At 66.8% G+C, this 14,729-nt stretch carries 13 protein-coding genes; 7 read left to right on the top strand and 6 right to left on the bottom strand.

The annotated features are described in order from the left end of the window. Positions 1-12: 12 nt before the first annotated feature. The gene (gene urtA / locus RBB84_RS14525) at positions 13-1,287 is read right to left on the bottom strand and encodes an urea ABC transporter substrate-binding protein (protein WP_064255556.1); all 1,275 of its coding nucleotides are present in this window, start codon (positions 1,285-1,287) and stop codon (positions 13-15) included. Between the two features lie 332 nt (positions 1,288-1,619). Here urtA and RBB84_RS14520 point away from each other — a divergent pair, with 332 nt between their 5' ends. After that, a complete protein-coding gene (locus tag RBB84_RS14520; RefSeq protein WP_033096145.1) occupies positions 1,620-2,513 on the top strand; it encodes a type IV toxin-antitoxin system AbiEi family antitoxin domain-containing protein in 894 nt (297 codons plus the stop codon). A gap of 67 nt (positions 2,514-2,580) precedes the next feature. Here the strand turns inward: RBB84_RS14520 and RBB84_RS14515 are convergent, their stop codons facing one another. Genes RBB84_RS14515 through RBB84_RS14505 form a run of 3 tightly spaced genes read right to left on the bottom strand, consistent with a single transcriptional unit; the run spans position 2,581 to position 5,613 of the window. Then, a complete protein-coding gene (locus RBB84_RS14515; RefSeq protein ID WP_033096144.1) occupies positions 2,581-2,982 on the bottom strand; it encodes a PPOX class F420-dependent oxidoreductase in 402 nt (133 codons plus the stop codon). 19 nt (positions 2,983-3,001) lie between these two features. Then, positions 3,002-4,414, bottom strand: coding sequence for an acetate metabolism transcriptional regulator RamB (gene ramB / locus RBB84_RS14510; RefSeq protein ID WP_016693078.1), 1,413 nt, complete (start codon positions 4,412-4,414; stop codon positions 3,002-3,004). A 53-nt stretch (positions 4,415-4,467) separates the two neighbouring features. Further along, complete coding sequence (locus RBB84_RS14505; protein WP_052039930.1) at positions 4,468-5,613, bottom strand: globin domain-containing protein; 1,146 nt, start codon at positions 5,611-5,613, stop codon at positions 4,468-4,470. A 534-nt stretch (positions 5,614-6,147) separates the two neighbouring features. On the opposite strand from RBB84_RS14505, the gene aceA reads away from it, so the two are divergent. From aceA to RBB84_RS14485, 4 genes are all read left to right on the top strand, one after another. Beyond that, a complete protein-coding gene (gene aceA / locus RBB84_RS14500; protein WP_006553580.1) occupies positions 6,148-7,437 on the top strand; it encodes an isocitrate lyase in 1,290 nt (429 codons plus the stop codon). 168 nt (positions 7,438-7,605) lie between these two features. Next, a complete protein-coding gene (locus RBB84_RS14495) occupies positions 7,606-8,502 on the top strand; it encodes a 3-hydroxybutyryl-CoA dehydrogenase (RefSeq protein ID WP_016693080.1) in 897 nt (298 codons plus the stop codon). Between the two features lie 105 nt (positions 8,503-8,607). Beyond that, on the top strand, positions 8,608-10,908 hold the full coding sequence (gene metE, locus RBB84_RS14490) for a 5-methyltetrahydropteroyltriglutamate--homocysteine S-methyltransferase (protein ID WP_033096358.1): 2,301 nt from the start codon (positions 8,608-8,610) through the stop codon (positions 10,906-10,908). Between the two features lie 79 nt (positions 10,909-10,987). Further along, positions 10,988-12,046 carry an NAD(P)-dependent alcohol dehydrogenase gene (locus RBB84_RS14485; protein ID WP_016693082.1) on the top strand — a complete coding sequence of 353 codons (1,059 nt, stop codon included), beginning with the start codon at positions 10,988-10,990 and terminating at the stop codon, positions 12,044-12,046. Between the two features lie 45 nt (positions 12,047-12,091). Here RBB84_RS14485 and RBB84_RS14480 read toward each other — a convergent pair whose 3' ends face one another. Beyond that, positions 12,092-12,874 carry a SigB/SigF/SigG family RNA polymerase sigma factor gene (locus RBB84_RS14480; RefSeq protein WP_016693083.1) on the bottom strand — a complete coding sequence of 261 codons (783 nt, stop codon included), beginning with the start codon at positions 12,872-12,874 and terminating at the stop codon, positions 12,092-12,094. Next, a complete protein-coding gene (locus RBB84_RS14475; protein ID WP_026061321.1) occupies positions 12,871-13,290 on the bottom strand; it encodes an ATP-binding protein in 420 nt (139 codons plus the stop codon). The genes RBB84_RS14480 and RBB84_RS14475 overlap by 4 nt, the downstream gene beginning before the upstream one ends. A gap of 458 nt (positions 13,291-13,748) precedes the next feature. On the opposite strand from RBB84_RS14475, the gene RBB84_RS14470 reads away from it, so the two are divergent. Together RBB84_RS14470 and RBB84_RS14465 are read left to right on the top strand one after the other, a co-directional pair. Beyond that, entirely contained in the window at positions 13,749-14,042 is a 294-nt protein-coding gene (locus RBB84_RS14470; protein WP_231911926.1) for an STAS domain-containing protein, read from the top strand. A 182-nt stretch (positions 14,043-14,224) separates the two neighbouring features. Beyond that, positions 14,225-14,725 (top strand): membrane protein, encoded by a 501-nt coding sequence (locus tag RBB84_RS14465; protein WP_033096141.1) that lies wholly within the window; start codon positions 14,225-14,227, stop codon positions 14,723-14,725. Positions 14,726-14,729 lie beyond the last annotated feature (4 nt).

Here is a 14,729-nt window from a genome sequence, read left to right as displayed (position 1 = left end):
CGGCTTCCGTGCTCAGTTACCGGACAGGCCCGACGCCCAGTCGTAGGACTCGAGGTACGGGTCGGGCTCGATGGCGCCGTCGGACTCCCAGACGGTGTAGATCAGGCCGTCGCCGCGGATCTCACCGATGCGAGCGGTCTTGGTGATGTGGTGGTTGTCGCCATCGATCGTGACGGTGCCCTCGGGGGCGTCGAAGGTCACGCCGTCGGCGGCTTCGACGACGTCGTCGACCTCGAAGGACTCGGCCTTCTCGACGGTGTTCTTCCACAGGTAGACCGAGGTGTAGGCGGCCTCCATGGGATCGGAGGTCGGCTTGTTCGCGCCGTACTTCGCCTTGTACGCCTCGACGAACGAGGTGTTCTCGGGGGAGTCGACGGTCTGGTAGTAGTTCCACGCGGTGAGCTGGCCCTCGATGTTCTGCGCGCCGATGCCGCCCACCTCCTCCTCGGCGATGGACACCGACACGACCGGCATGTCCTTCGCGTTGAGGCCGGCGTTGGTGTACTCGCGGAAGAACGCGACATTGGAGTCGCCGTTGAGTGTGTTGAACACCGCGTCGGCGTCGGCGGTGCGCACCTTGTTGACGATGGTGGAGAAGTCGGTGGAGCCGAGCGGGGTGTAGTCCTCACCCTTGATCTCGATGTCGTTGGCCTCGGCGTACGCCTTGATGATGCGGTTGGCGGTCTGCGGGAAGACGTAGTCGCTACCGACGAGGTAGAGCGACTTCACGCCCTGTTCCTTCAGGTAGTCCAGGGCCGGCACGATCTGCTGGTTGGTGGTCGCGCCGGTGTAGAAGATGTTCGATGACGACTCGAGGCCCTCGTACTGGACGGGGTAGTACAGCAGCGCGTTGCGGTCCTCGAAGACCGGCAGCATCGCCTTGCGACTCGACGATGTCCAGCCACCGAACACCGCTGCGACGCAGTCGGATCCGATGAGCTTTTCGGCCTTCTCCGCGAACACCGCCGGCTCGGATGCGCCGTCCTCGGAGACGATCTCGATCTGCTTGCCGAGCACACCGCCGTCGGCGTTGATCTCCTCGACGGCCAGCGCGATCGAGTCGCGGACGGTGACCTCGGAGATCGCCATCGTGCCCGACAGGGAGTTGAGCGAGCCGACCTTGACGGTGTCGCCCGAGGTGTCGACGCACGACGCAGCACCGGAGGCGGCCGTGCTGCCCTCGTCACCTGCGCGGCTTCCGCAGGCGGACAGCACGAGTCCGACTGCGACGAGTGCTGCGGGGGCCGCGATGGCGCGGGTGGCGAGCCTGGACCTGACAACAGACATGTAGAGCCCTTCCTTCGAAGGTGTGGCCTGAGGGGACCCCGGTGTATCCGGGAGGCGTATACAGCGCTGTATCCGTGAGGCCACACAGTAGAAGGGAGTTGTTGCGCGGGAATATCTTCCGGTCACGGTCTCGTGACACAGATTTCGTGGGCGTTACAAAGTGCGCACAAGCATCAGCTACGACCTTCGCTATCCGCTACGGCAATCGCTGCGGCGGATAGCTGACGGTGTAGCGAACTGTTTGTCCACAGGTGGCGAGATCATCCACAGGCGACGCGAATACCGGTGTTCGCACCGCGTCTGCACCACGACGATCGGGCACGGTTGTCCGCATGCGACCGACACCTTTCCTGCGGACCACCGCTCTCGCTTGCGGGATGACCGACTCCGAGATCCGTCGTGCGGTACGCGCCGGTGAACTCGAGCGACTCGAACCCGGCGTCTACCTCCACCGCGACGACTCCCTCGACGAACTCGATCGCTATCGCGTGCGCGTGCGATCCGTCGGGGCAGTGCTCGCGCCCGGCACGGTGATCAGCCACGAGTCCGCCGCCGTCCTGCACGGGCTCGCCCTGTGGAAGCCGGATCTCACGCGGGTCCACGTCACCCGCGGCAGATCGGGTGGTGGTCGGAGGAACGCGAACCGTCACCTGCACGTCGCCCCTCTGCGTCCTCACGACCTGTCGGAGGTCGCGGGCATAGCGTGCACCTCGCTCGCCCGGACCGTCGTGGATCTCGCCTGCACACTCGACTTCGACGAAGCCGTGATCGCGGGTGATTGTGCTGCGGCTCGTGATGCCGAGTTCGGCTCCGCGTTGCTCTGTTGTCTCGACGAGTCCGGGCCGCGTAGGGGTATCGCCGCGGCGCGACGCGTGGCTGCATTTCTCGACGGTCGCAGCGAGAGTCCGGGAGAATCGCTGAGTCGCATCCGGATGCACCAGGCCGGCATGCCCGCACAGACGCTCCAGAAGGAGATACGAACACCCGACGGGCAGTTCGTCGCCCGGGTCGACTTCCTCTGGGAGGACGAAGGAGTCGTCGGTGAGTTCGACGGGATGGGCAAGTACGACGAGGGAGGCGTCGAGGCCCTACGGAACGAGAAGCGACGGGAGGACGCCCTGCGCGACCTCGGCTTCGAAGTGGTCAGGTGGACGTGGCCCGAACTGTCCCGGTTCGACGTCGTCCTCGCTCGCTTCGACCGTGCCGTCGCCCGTGCGTGGCGGTAACCGCTACCGTCCCAGCTATGTGCCGCATCTGCTTCCGCTGCGGATGGCAAACAAGCGAGCGGATGCGTCAGGCGGGGTCGAGGACCGAGCCCATCACGCGCTCGACTGCGATCTCGATGACGACGCGGCGAGGGTTGGGGCGGGGTTCGCGGTAGCGGGCGGCGTAGCGACGCTCGCCCTCGCGGACGTCGGCCGGCTCGCGCGTAACGCGGGCCGGGCCCTCGAGGGTGAGCCAGCGACCGCCGTCGACCTGGCTCACCACCGCGTAACCCCCGCGCTCGACGTTGAGGGTCTTCTGGGAGCCCTCGAAGGTGATGACGCGGACGAGGCCGGCCTCGCCGTCCCACGTGAACCCGACGGCGACGACGTGCGGCGAGCCGTCCTTGCGGAGGGTCGTGAGCGTCGCGAGGTGGTACTCGGACAGGAACTCGAGTGCCTTCGCGCCTATCGCGTCGGGGGTGCGTGCCATGCGACGAGCCTACCGACGCTCAGCGCACCAGATACGGCGAGACCGACGAACGGTGCTCGTTGATGTCGATCTCCTTGCCCAGGGGCGGGAAGGCACGCTGCGGGCAGTTCATCCGCTCGCACACGCGGCAACCCGAGCCGATCGGCGTGCCGGGGTTGGACTCGTCGAGGTCGAGACCGTCGGCGTAGACGAGCCGATGCGCGTGCCGCAGTTCGCAGCCGAGACCGATCGCGAACGTCTTCGACGGCTGGCCGTAGCGCGCGGCACGACGCTCGACCGTGCGCGCGACCCACAGATAGCGACGACCGTCGGGCATCTGCGCGATCTGCGTCATGATCTTGCCGGGATAGGCGAAGGTCTCGTAGACGTTCCACAACGGGCACGTACCGCCGCTCGTGGAGAAGTGGAAACCGGTGGCGGACTGGCGCTTCGACATGTTCCCCGCGCGGTCGACACGCACGAACGAGAACGGGACGCCCCGTAACTTCGGACGTTGCAGGGTCGACAACCGGTGCGCGATCGTCTCGTAGCTCACGCCGTAGAAGGCCGACAGACGCTCGACGTCGTAGCGGAAGTCCTCGGCGATCTCGTGGAACTGCGTGTACGGCAGGATCAGTGCGGCCGCCCAGTAGTTGGCGAGCCCGAGCCGGGCCAGCGCGCGCGAGGCATCGCTCGTGAACGCACCCTCCTCGACGAGGCGATCGATGAGTTCCCCGCACTCCAGGTACGCGAGTTCGATGGCCAGCTTGAAGACCTGCTGCCCGCCGGACAGCTGCGGCGCGACCTCGAGGACACGGGTCTCGGGGTCGTAGCGGTGCAGGATGTTCTCGCCGAGATCGATGCGCTTGACGATCTGCACGTCGTGGACCGTGGTCATGCGGCGGGCGATCTCGCCGCCGACGTCGCCGCGGTGGAACCGGATGCGGTTGGCGAGTTCCTCGGCCGCGGTGTCGAGATCGTGCAGGTAGTTCTGCCGCTGGTAGAAGTAGTCGCGCACCTCTTCGTGGGGCATGGTGATCGCACCGCTGCCACTGCCGTCGCTGTACCTCTCCTCGGTCGCGACGGCGAGCTGGGCGGTGGTGTTGCGGAAGCGCCGGTGGAGGTTGACCATCGCGCGCGCCAGAGTGGGGTGCGCCGCGACCATCTCGGCGATCTCCTGGGCGTCGGCCTCGATGCCCATCTCCCGGTCGAGCGCGACCTCCCGCATCTCCGCGATCAGTCGGGTGTCGTCCTGCGAGGAGAAGAAGGTGGCGTCGACCCCGAAGACCTCGCTGATGCGGAGCAGGACGGGCACGGTCAGAGGCCTGACGTCGTGCTCGATCTGGTTGAGATAGCTCGCCGAGATCTCGAGGGTCTTGGCGAGGGCAGCCTGGCTGAGTCCTCGCTCGGTGCGTAGCTGCCGCAGCCGGGCGCCTACATAGGTCTTGGCCATTCGCCCAGGGTAGAACTGCCTCGCAGCCTTCGCAAGGCGGCGTTCGCAGCGTGTTAATCGACGGTCACCGGGGGAGCTTCGAGGCCGAACCACGAGCCCGGCGCGAACGCCTCGAAGTGGATCGACCCGGGGGACACACCCGACGCGACGAGATCGGAGCGGATGGCACGCATGAACGGGATCGGACCGCACACGTAGGTGCTGGCGTCGCCCGGAATCGTCAGCCCGGACAGGGGAGTTCGCCCGTCGCTGCGGATCTCGTCGTACTCGGTGTAGCGCACGTGCAGCCGGGCGTCCGGCAACGAGTCGACCAGGATGCCGATCTCGGTCCGGTGCGGTTGCTCGTAGGGGGTGCGGTCGACGTGGACGACGTCGACGCTCCGGTCGTCGCCTCGGGACTGCATGTCGCGCAGCGCCGCGACGGTCATCGTCACGCCCACGCCCGCCGAGACGAGCAGCAGCGGTTCGCTGCCCCGATCGACGACGACGCTGCCGAAGGGCGGCGACACGAGGAGGTGATCGCCGACGCGCAGGCCGTCGCACAGCACGGGGGAGACGAGTCCGCCGGGCACTCGCTTGACGGTGACGGCCCACTCGCCGCTCACCCTGCCGGGGAACACGGTGTACTGGCGGATCTGCTCGGAGCCGTCGGGCAGCGCGACTCGCACCGAGATGTACTGGCCGGGAAGGAAGGCCGGCAGCGGCTCGCCGTCGACGGAACGGAGGTGGAGGGTGGCCGCGTGCGCGCCGTCGTACTCGTGCTCGGTGACGACCACGCGACGCCAGATGTCGCCGGGCGCCACACCGGCCCGCCGGTACAGCTCCGTCTCCTGCTCGACGAGCGAGTTCGCCATCAGCGTGTACACCTCGTGCCAGGCCACGGCGACCTGCGGTGTGACGGCGTCACCGAGGACCTCGGCGATCGCGGCGAACAGGTGCGTCCGCACGATCCCGTAGTGCGCTGCCTGCACGCCGAGGGACGCGTGCTTGGCGGCGATCCGCTCCATGATGGGGTCGATATCGGTCGGTGCATGGGTGACCAGCAGTGATGCGAAGGCGGCGACCGAGTCGGCGAGTGCCCGCTGCTGGGCCCCGTTGGCCTGGTTGGTGCGGTTGAAGGTGTCCCGCAGGGACGGGACGGCCCGGAAGAGCCGGTTGTAGAAGACACGTGAGATCGTGCCGATCTCGGCGCCGACCACCGGCAGGGTCGCTTCGACGATCGACCGCGACGTACTCGAGAGAATGTCGACTCCTCGTGTTCGGGGGCTGTTCGGCCGGGGCCCTGAGACACGAAGGCGCTACGACGCACCGGCCCCGATCCGGCCCGAGACATGTTACGGATGGGATTCCAGGGGTCAATGGGGATCACAAACGGCGATCAACGCTTGTGAAGGCAGTCACAGACAGGTGTCCGGTCCGTCCCGCGGTGGGTGATTCGTCGGGACGGGTCGTTCCGACGGCGTGGGCCGGACGACAGCGGCAAAAGCCGAGGTAGTTGCTACTCGCGGGTAATAAACGCGTGCCCGATTCGGGTAGTTGGACCGACCATCGATTAGCAATCTTCGCAATGCCTGCAACGAAAATAACCGAGATTGGCATTAGCAACAGGTAGACGGGTTTTTTGGACTGTGTCATTGTCGTTCTTGTACATCCGAACGGCACGCAAAGGATGTGAAGTCGTACACGCGTACTGCTTCATCCCGAGCGGGGCAGATCTAGAGAGTGGAGATTTGATGTCGACCACCGGCACCCCGAGGACTGCAGAAGAGATCCAGAAGGATTGGGACACCAATCCGCGCTGGAAGGGGATCACCCGCAACTACACCGCCGAGCAGGTCGCCAAGCTGCAGGGCAACGTCGTCGAGGAGGCCACCCTCGCTCGCCGCGGTTCCGAGATCCTGTGGGACCTCGTCAACAACGAGGACTACATCAACTCGCTGGGCGCCCTCACCGGCAACCAGGCGGTCCAGCAGGTCCGCGCCGGCCTGAAGGCCATCTACCTCTCCGGTTGGCAGGTCGCCGGCGACGCCAACCTGTCCGGCCACACCTACCCGGACCAGTCGCTGTACCCGGCGAACTCGGTTCCGCAGGTCGTCCGCCGCATCAACAACGCGCTGCTGCGCGCCGACGAGATCGCCAAGGTCGAGGGCGACACCTCCGTCGACAACTGGCTCGCTCCGATCGTCGCCGACGGTGAGGCCGGCTTCGGTGGCGCCCTCAACGTCTACGAGCTGCAGAAGGCCATGATCGCGGCCGGCGTCGCCGGTTCGCACTGGGAGGACCAGCTCGCGTCGGAGAAGAAGTGCGGTCACCTCGGTGGCAAGGTGCTCATCCCCACGCAGCAGCACATCCGCACCCTGACCTCGGCTCGCCTCGCGGCCGACGTCGCGGACGTCCCGACCGTGGTCATCGCCCGCACCGACGCCGAGGCCGCGACCCTCATCACCTCCGATGTCGACGAGCGCGACCGCCCGTTCATCACCGGTGAGCGCACCGCCGAGGGCTTCTACCACGTCAAGAACGGCATCGAGCCCTGCATCGCCCGTGCGAAGGCCTACGCTCCGTACTCCGACCTCATCTGGATGGAGACCGGTGTGCCGGATCTCGAGGTCGCCAAGAAGTTCGCCGAGGGCGTCCGCAGCGAGTTCCCGGACCAGCTGCTGGCCTACAACTGCTCGCCGTCCTTCAACTGGAAGGCGCACCTGGACGACGCGACCATCGCGAAGTTCCAGAAGGAGCTCGGCGCGATGGGCTTCAAGTTCCAGTTCATCACCCTCGCCGGCTTCCACTCGCTCAACTACGGCATGTTCGACCTGGCGCACGGCTACGCCCGCGAGGGCATGACGGCCTTCGTCGACCTGCAGGAGCGCGAGTTCAAGGCGGCCAAGGAGCGCGGCTTCACCGCCATCAAGCACCAGCGTGAGGTCGGTGCCGGCTACTTCGACACCATCGCCACCACCGTCGATCCCAACACCTCCACGGCTGCCCTGAAGGGCTCCACCGAGGAAGGCCAGTTCCACTAGGAACAAGCGCCACCGAAGAGGCCACCACCCCGCGGCGGGATCCACAGGTCCCCATGTCCTGCCGCGGGGTGCGTGCGTATCAGGGGCAGTTCTGCACCCGCGCACCCGATGGGTCCGCACCTGTACTTCCGGCCTCGGCCACGACCCCCACAACGAGAAGGAGCTGACGTGACCAGCGAAAAGATTCAGCGCGTCGGCGTGATCGGCGCCGGCATCATGGGCGCAGGTATCGCCGAGGTGTGCGCACGCGCTCATGTCGACGTACTGGTGTTCGAGCAGACCCGCGAACTCGCGGCTGCCGGACGCGCCCGCATCCTCCGGTCGCTGGACCGGGGTGTGAGCAGCGGGAAGATCACCGAACGGGAGCGTGAGCAGGCCGCATGGCGTCTGCGTTTCACCTCCGATCTCGGTGACTTCGCCGATCGGCAGCTCGTCGTGGAGGCCGTCGTCGAGGACGAGAAGATCAAGAGCGAGATCTTCGCCGAACTCGACAAGATCGTCACCGATCCCCACGCGGTGCTCGCATCGAACACCTCGTCGATCCCGATCATGAAGCTCGGTATCGCGACCGGTGCCCCCGAGCGTGTCATCGGCATGCACTTCTTCAACCCTGTGCCGGTGCTCCCGCTCGTCGAGCTCGTCACCACCCTGAAGACCAGCCCCACCGTCACCAAGCGCGCCGAGGCGTTCGCCGCCGACGTACTGGGCAAGCAGGTCGTGCGGTCCTCCGACCGTGCAGGTTTCATCGCCAACGCACTGCTGGTGCCGTACCTGCTCTCGGCGATCCGGATGGTCGAGTCCGGTTTCGCCACCAAGGAGGACATCGACAAGACGATGGTCCTGGGTTGCGCCCACCCGATGGGTCCGCTGGCCCTGACCGACCTCGTCGGTCTGGACACCGTCAAGTCGATCGCCGACTCCATGTACGAGGAGTTCAAGGAGCCCCTGTACTCGGCCCCGCCGCTGCTGCAGCGCATGGTCGAGGCGGGACTCGTCGGCAAGAAGTCGGGCGCCGGCTTCTACGAGTACGCCGACAACGGTCGCACGGTCAAGAAGGCCGGCTAGCCAGGTAGCACCACCGCACACGGCGCCCGTGCCCGGCGACAGTGTTCCGAACACTGGTCACCGGTGCACGGGCGCGATGTGCATGAGGGAAAGGTCGACGCCGACATGGCAACTCTCGCCGACGGATACGGATCGAGCATCCTCGGGTACCCGCGCATCGGGCCCCGCCGCGAGCTCAAGTTCGCCCTCGAGGCCTACTGGCACGGTGAGGGCACGCGCGACGAACTCGTCGCGGTCGCTCGCGAGCTCCAGGAGAACACCTGGCGCGAGCTCGCAGCCACGGGTCTGACCCAGGTACCCGGCAACACGTTCTCCTACTACGACCACGTCCTGGACAACGCCCTGTTGTTCGGAGCGCTGCCCGAGCGGTTCCGTCCGCTGGCCGACGAGCTCGACCCGCTCGATCTGTACTTCACGCTGTGCCGTGGACGCGAGGACTTCCCGCCGCTCGAGCTGGTGCGGTGGTTCGGTAGCAACTACCACTACCGCCAGCCCGAACTCGACGAGAACACCGTCTTCGAGCTGAACTCGGCGACTGTGCTCGACGAGTTCGAGCGTGCGAAGGCCGAGGGCGTCGAGCTGCGGCCGGTGGTGCTCGGCCCGGTCTCGCTGCTGCTGCTGTCGAAGGTCGCGCCGACGTCGACGAAGGAGGGCTTCCGCACCCTCGACCTGCTCGACGCGCTGCTCCCCGAGTACGAGAAGCTCTTCGAGCAGCTCGCCCGCGCCGGCGCGACCTGCGTGCAGCTCGACGAGCCGTCGTTCACCGAGGACCGCAGCGAGGAGGAGCTCGCAGCCCTCGCGCGTGCCTACGACGTGCTCTCGCACGCTCCGCTGCGTCCGCGTCTGCTCGTGACCGGCCCGTACGGGCATCTCGGCGAGGCGTTGCCGATCCTGGCCGCGTCGAAGATCGAGGCGATCGGCCTGGACCTGGTCGACGGCCGCATCAGCGCGGACGAACTGGCCGCCGTGCCCGGACTCAAGCGCAAGCGCATCTACGCCGGTGTCGTCGACGGCCGCAACGTGTGGAAGGTCGACCGCCACCGCACCCTCGAATACCTGAAGTCGATCGTCGCGGTCGCACCGGATCTCGTCGTGTCGACCTCGTCCTCGCTGCTGCACGTGCCCTACGACGTGCTCGTCGAGTACGACATCCCCGGCGACGTCGCCGATCGTCTCGCGTTCGCGAAGCAGAAGGTGGGGGAGGTGGTCTCCCTCGCCAAGGCACTGACGACCGGTGCCGAGGAGCGGTGGCGCAAGCCGCCCGTGTCGGTGCACTTCAAGCAGAAGCACACCGTCCGTGCACGTCTGAACGCGATCACGCCCGCCCATCGGGTGCGTGCGCCGTACGAGGAACGCCGCGTCGCGCAGCAGAAGCGCCTGGATCTGCCGCCGGTGCCGGCGACGACCCTGGGCTCGTTCCCGCAGACCGCGGAGATCCGCAGGGCACGAGCAGAACTCGGTCGTGGCCGGATGTCGTACGACGAGTACGTCAAGCGCATCCAGGAGGAGATCGAGTCCACCATCCGTCTGCAGGAGGACATCGGTCTCGACGTCCTCGTCCACGGCGAGCACGAACGCAACGACATGGTGCAGTACTTCGCCGAGCTGATGGAGGGCTTCGCCACCACGCACTTCGGCTGGGTGCAGGCCTACGGTTCGCGCTGCACGCGTCCGCCGATCCTCTACGGCGACATCGTGCGCCCGAAGCCGATGACGGTCGAGTGGATCTCGTTCGCACAGTCGCTGACCGACAAGCCGGTCAAGGGCATGCTCACCGGTCCGGTGACGATGCTGGCGCGTTCCTACGTGCGTCAGGATCAACCGCTCCACGAGACGGCCGACCAGCTCGCGCTGGCCATCCGCGACGAGATCACCGATCTCGAGCGGGCGGGCATCGCGATCATCCAGGTCGACGAACCGGCCATCCGTGAGTTGCTGCCGCTGCGGCAGGACGGACGCGCCGAGTACCTCGACTGGGCCGTCGACGCCTTCCGTCTCGCCACCGGTGGTGCGAAGCCGGAGACGCAGATCCACACGCACCTGACCTATTCGGGTCAGGCGTCGGTGGTCGACGCGATCGAGCGGCTCGACGCCGACGTCACGGCGATCGTGGCGACGCGCTCGATCCGCTGGGTGCTCGAGGCGATCAAGGACCGCGCGCTGTCCCACGGTGTCGGTCCCGGTGTCTACGAGTCGCGGTCGGCCCGGATCCCGGACATCGACGAGCTCGACGAGTTGCTCACCGAGGCGGCGGAATCGGTGGAACTCGACCGGTTGTGGGCCAATCCGGACGGTGGCCTCAAGACCCGTCATCACTGGCAGCTCGAGCCGTCGTTGCGCAACCTCGTCGCCGCGGCGCGACGACTGCGCCGCCGGGCGGCACAACAGGCCGACCAGGCCGGATAGCCGAACCGTCTCGACGACGCGCACCCGCGGGAGTCCCCCGCGGGTGCACGTCGTCGTGAGGCGGAGTAGTTGTGGAGGAATGACGTCCACAACCGGTACGACCACCGTCGCCGCCTACGCCGCCACCGCGCCCGATGCGCCCCTGTCGAAGACCACCGTCGAACGACGTGCCCTCGGCCCGCTCGACGTGCTCATCGAGATCGAGTTCGCCGGCATCTGCCATTCCGACATCCACACCGCCCGGAACGAGTGGGGTGGAACCAAGTACCCGATCGTGCCGGGTCACGAGATCGTCGGTACCGTCGCCGCCGTCGGGTCCGAGGTCACGAGACATGCCGTCGGCGACCGTGTCGGCGTGGGCTGCTTCGTGAACTCCTGTGGCGAATGTGATCCCTGCCGAACGGGATTCGAACAGCATTGCACCAATCGGGTGACGGGGACCTACAACTCCGTCGACCGCGACGGCACCGTCACCCAGGGCGGCTACTCGACGCACATCGTCGTCACCGAACACTTCGTCCTGAGGATTCCCGACGGACTCGACCCGGCCGCCGCGGCACCTCTGCTGTGCGCGGGAATCACCCTGTACTCGCCGCTGAAGCGATGGAATGCCGGGCCGGGGAGCAAGGTCGCGATCATCGGCATGGGCGGCCTCGGGCACGTCGGCGTGAAGATTGCGGCAGCCATGGGGGCGGAGGTGACGGTGCTCGGCCACTCGCTGTCGAAGCGGGACGACGGCCTGCGATTCGGTGCGGTCGACTACCGGTCCACCGAGGACGAGTCGACGTTCAAGGAGCTGCGCGGGAAGTTCGACCTGATCCTCAACACCGTCTCGGTCAACCTCGACCTCGACCGCTACCTGTCGCTGCTGCGGCTGCACGGCACCCTCGTCGGCCTCGGCCTGCCCGAGAAGCCGCTGTCGGTGCGGGCGTTCTCGCTCGCGATGAACGATCGTGCGATGGCCGGATCGAATGTCGGCGGCATCCCCGACACGCAGGCGATGCTCGATTTCTGCGCAGAGCACGGTATCGGTGCGGAGATCGAACTGATCTCCGCAGACCGGATCAACGAGGCATACGACCGTGTGGTCGCCAGTGATGTGCGCTATCGCTTCGTGATCGACGCCTCGACGTTCTGACCGTGTCGACGTCCCGGGTAACGAGAACCCGGGACGTCGACCCCGTCAGAAGTTGTCGCCGAGCTGATCGCGGAGCTGCGCGAGGGTCTTCGTGAGCAGACGCGACACGTGCATCTGCGAGACACCCACGCGCTCAGCGATCTGCGTCTGCGTCATGTTGCCGAAGAAGCGCAGCAGCACGACCGTGCGTTCGCGGGCCGGAAGGGCCTCGAGCAGCGGACGCAGTGCCTCGTGGTTCTCGACCTCGTCCAGCGCGGCGTCGTAGTCGCCGAGCGTGTCGGCGAGGGTGAGCCCGTCGTCGCCCGACGGGGACGATCGGTCCACCGACACCGTCTGGTAGGCGTTACCGGCCACGAGACCCTGCAACACCTCCTCCTGATCGATGCCGAGTTCCTCGGCGAGCTCGGAAGCGGTGGGCGCACGTCCGAGCTGCTGGGAGAGCTCGGAGGTGGCCTTGCTCAGGGACAGGTGCAGTTCCTTCATGCGCCTCGGCACACGAACGGCCCAGCCGGCGTCCCGGAAGTGCCGGCGCACCTCGCCCATGATCGTGGGGACCGCGAAGGAGACGAAATCCGAGCCGCGTTCGGGGTCGAACCGGTCGACCGCGTTGACCAGGCCCAGACGCGCGACCTGCAGCAGGTCCTCGAAGGCCTCACCACGGCCGTCGAAGCGCCGGGCGATGTGCTCGGCGAGCGGAAGGCACCGCTCGACCACTTCGTCGCGGATGCGGATGCGACCGGGGTCGCCCTCCTCGAGTGCGAGGAGTGTTCTCAGCGTTTCGGTGACGTCGGCGTACTCGTCGCTCGACCTACCCGTGTTGCGCGTCACCGATCGGCGCTGCCTTCGGCGATGGACATGTCGATCGTGGCGCGCGAGTCGTCGCTCGTCACCGAGATGGACTCGGTCAGCGAGTTGAGCACGTGCCATCCGAAGGAGCGCGGCTGCCCGATTGCGGAGGCATCGTTCGTCGGTGCCGAGAGGCTGATGTGCAGCAGAGGAAGGGCCGCCCGGAAGGAGCATGCCAGAACGGCGTCCTCGGGAGCGCCCATGATCAGCCGCGTGGCCGCTTCGTCGACGGCGAGCTTCACGTCCGCCACGGTATCGAGGTCGAAGTCGTGCTGCAGCGCGATCGCGGCGGCTACCGCTCGGAGCACTGCGAGCTGATCGGGATGGGCCTCTACTCGAAGTTCGACTACCGGGGGATTGTGGTCGCGTGCCGATTCGATCGACGCGGATTTTGCCATGAGCCTGATGTCTCCAGTACGGGGAGTGGGGGTACGAGCGGGTCGTGTCTGTCTGGTCGTCGGAGAGATTACCCAGATATCGCGAATTCAATCCATCCGCCGTGACCTGGGCAGGGGTCCGCAACATGCCCGAAATGCACGTTCGATGTGTTGAGCGCCGATGGTTCGTGGACTACTGTTGGGGCAGAAGGTTGAGCACACAGCCGAGAACACGGAAGCACCCCCGTTTCGGGAGGGTTCCGATCGGTCACCGGTTGTGCCTGTCTCGTAGGTCGTGCTTCCTGCAATTTTCGATGTTGGGAAGTGCTATGACAGTTCCTCAGCGAATTGCCGCACAGGTAGATTCCGTCCCATCCGCATGGTCGGCTCGGCCGATCAGGTCCGATATCCCCGCAGAGCGGGTCGTCGGTGCGGAATTCAGTGCTCAGAGGATCGAGCCGGACCTCGTCTGGATCGATGTGCGCGGCGAGATCGACATCCGTAACGCACACGCTCTCCACGCGTTCACCCATCGGCAGCTCGAAGAATCGATCCGTATGGTCGTCGACCTCGGGGCAGTCGAATTCTTCGGTGCGGCGGGATTGTCGGTCTTCGACGATCTCGACGAGCGCGCGCGTGCCCTGAACGTCCGCTGGGCTCTTCTGAGTGGGCGACCGGTGGAACGGTTGCTCCGGGTCGCCGATGCCGCCATCGCCGCCAAGGCCTGCAGGACACGTGAAGCAGCGCTCGCTGCGGTCGCTCCTGTGATGTAAGAGGAGAGTCGACCACACGGCGTGGCACGCGATGCGCCACGCCCCTCCATACCGTTGCCGTTCGGGACACCCGGGCGGCAACGGTTCTGTTTCGGGACGCCTCCGATCCACCGACCGGCCCGACCTGCCCGTTTCGTCACTTCGACCCGGGGGAACCCGCTGATGAACCCGAGGAGGTCGAGATGAGCACGAACGACTGGATTCTGCTGGTGATAGCGGTGGTCGTCGCGTTGGTGGTGCTGGCCGTGCTGGTGTGGACGCTTCGCAACCGGCGCGCCGAGCGACGGCGTGCCGAAGCCGAACGTCTGCGTCGCAGCGTCGAAGAGAACAGGCCCGGTGTCGAACAACGGACCGCGTCGGCCGAACGCACCGAAGCGGAGGCCCGCCGCGCCGCGGCGGAAGCCGAAGCCAAGGCAGCCGAGGCCGAGCGGCTGCGTGCTCGCTCCGAGGACGAACGCCGTACCGCCGAAGCGGCCCGCGCCGAACTCGACGAGCGTCGTCGCCGTGCGGAGGAACTGGATCCCCGTTCCGCAGAGCGTGCCGATCGCGGTGACCACCGCGGGGAATCGGCTCCGGGAACGGCAGGTTCGCCGACCTCGAACTCGGTGCCCGGCGGCGAGGGCCGGATCGGCGAGGTCGGTGGGGCGGGTGCGCACTGGAACGATCAGGACTTCCGTCGCTGATCGT

The sequence above is a fragment of the Rhodococcus sp. D-6 genome, assembly GCF_040256695.1.
GTDB classification, from domain to species: domain Bacteria; phylum Actinomycetota; class Actinomycetes; order Mycobacteriales; family Mycobacteriaceae; genus Rhodococcus; species Rhodococcus pyridinivorans.
The sequence above is the reverse complement of the archived record's forward strand: the minus strand, read 5'-3'. Positions and strand labels throughout refer to the sequence as shown.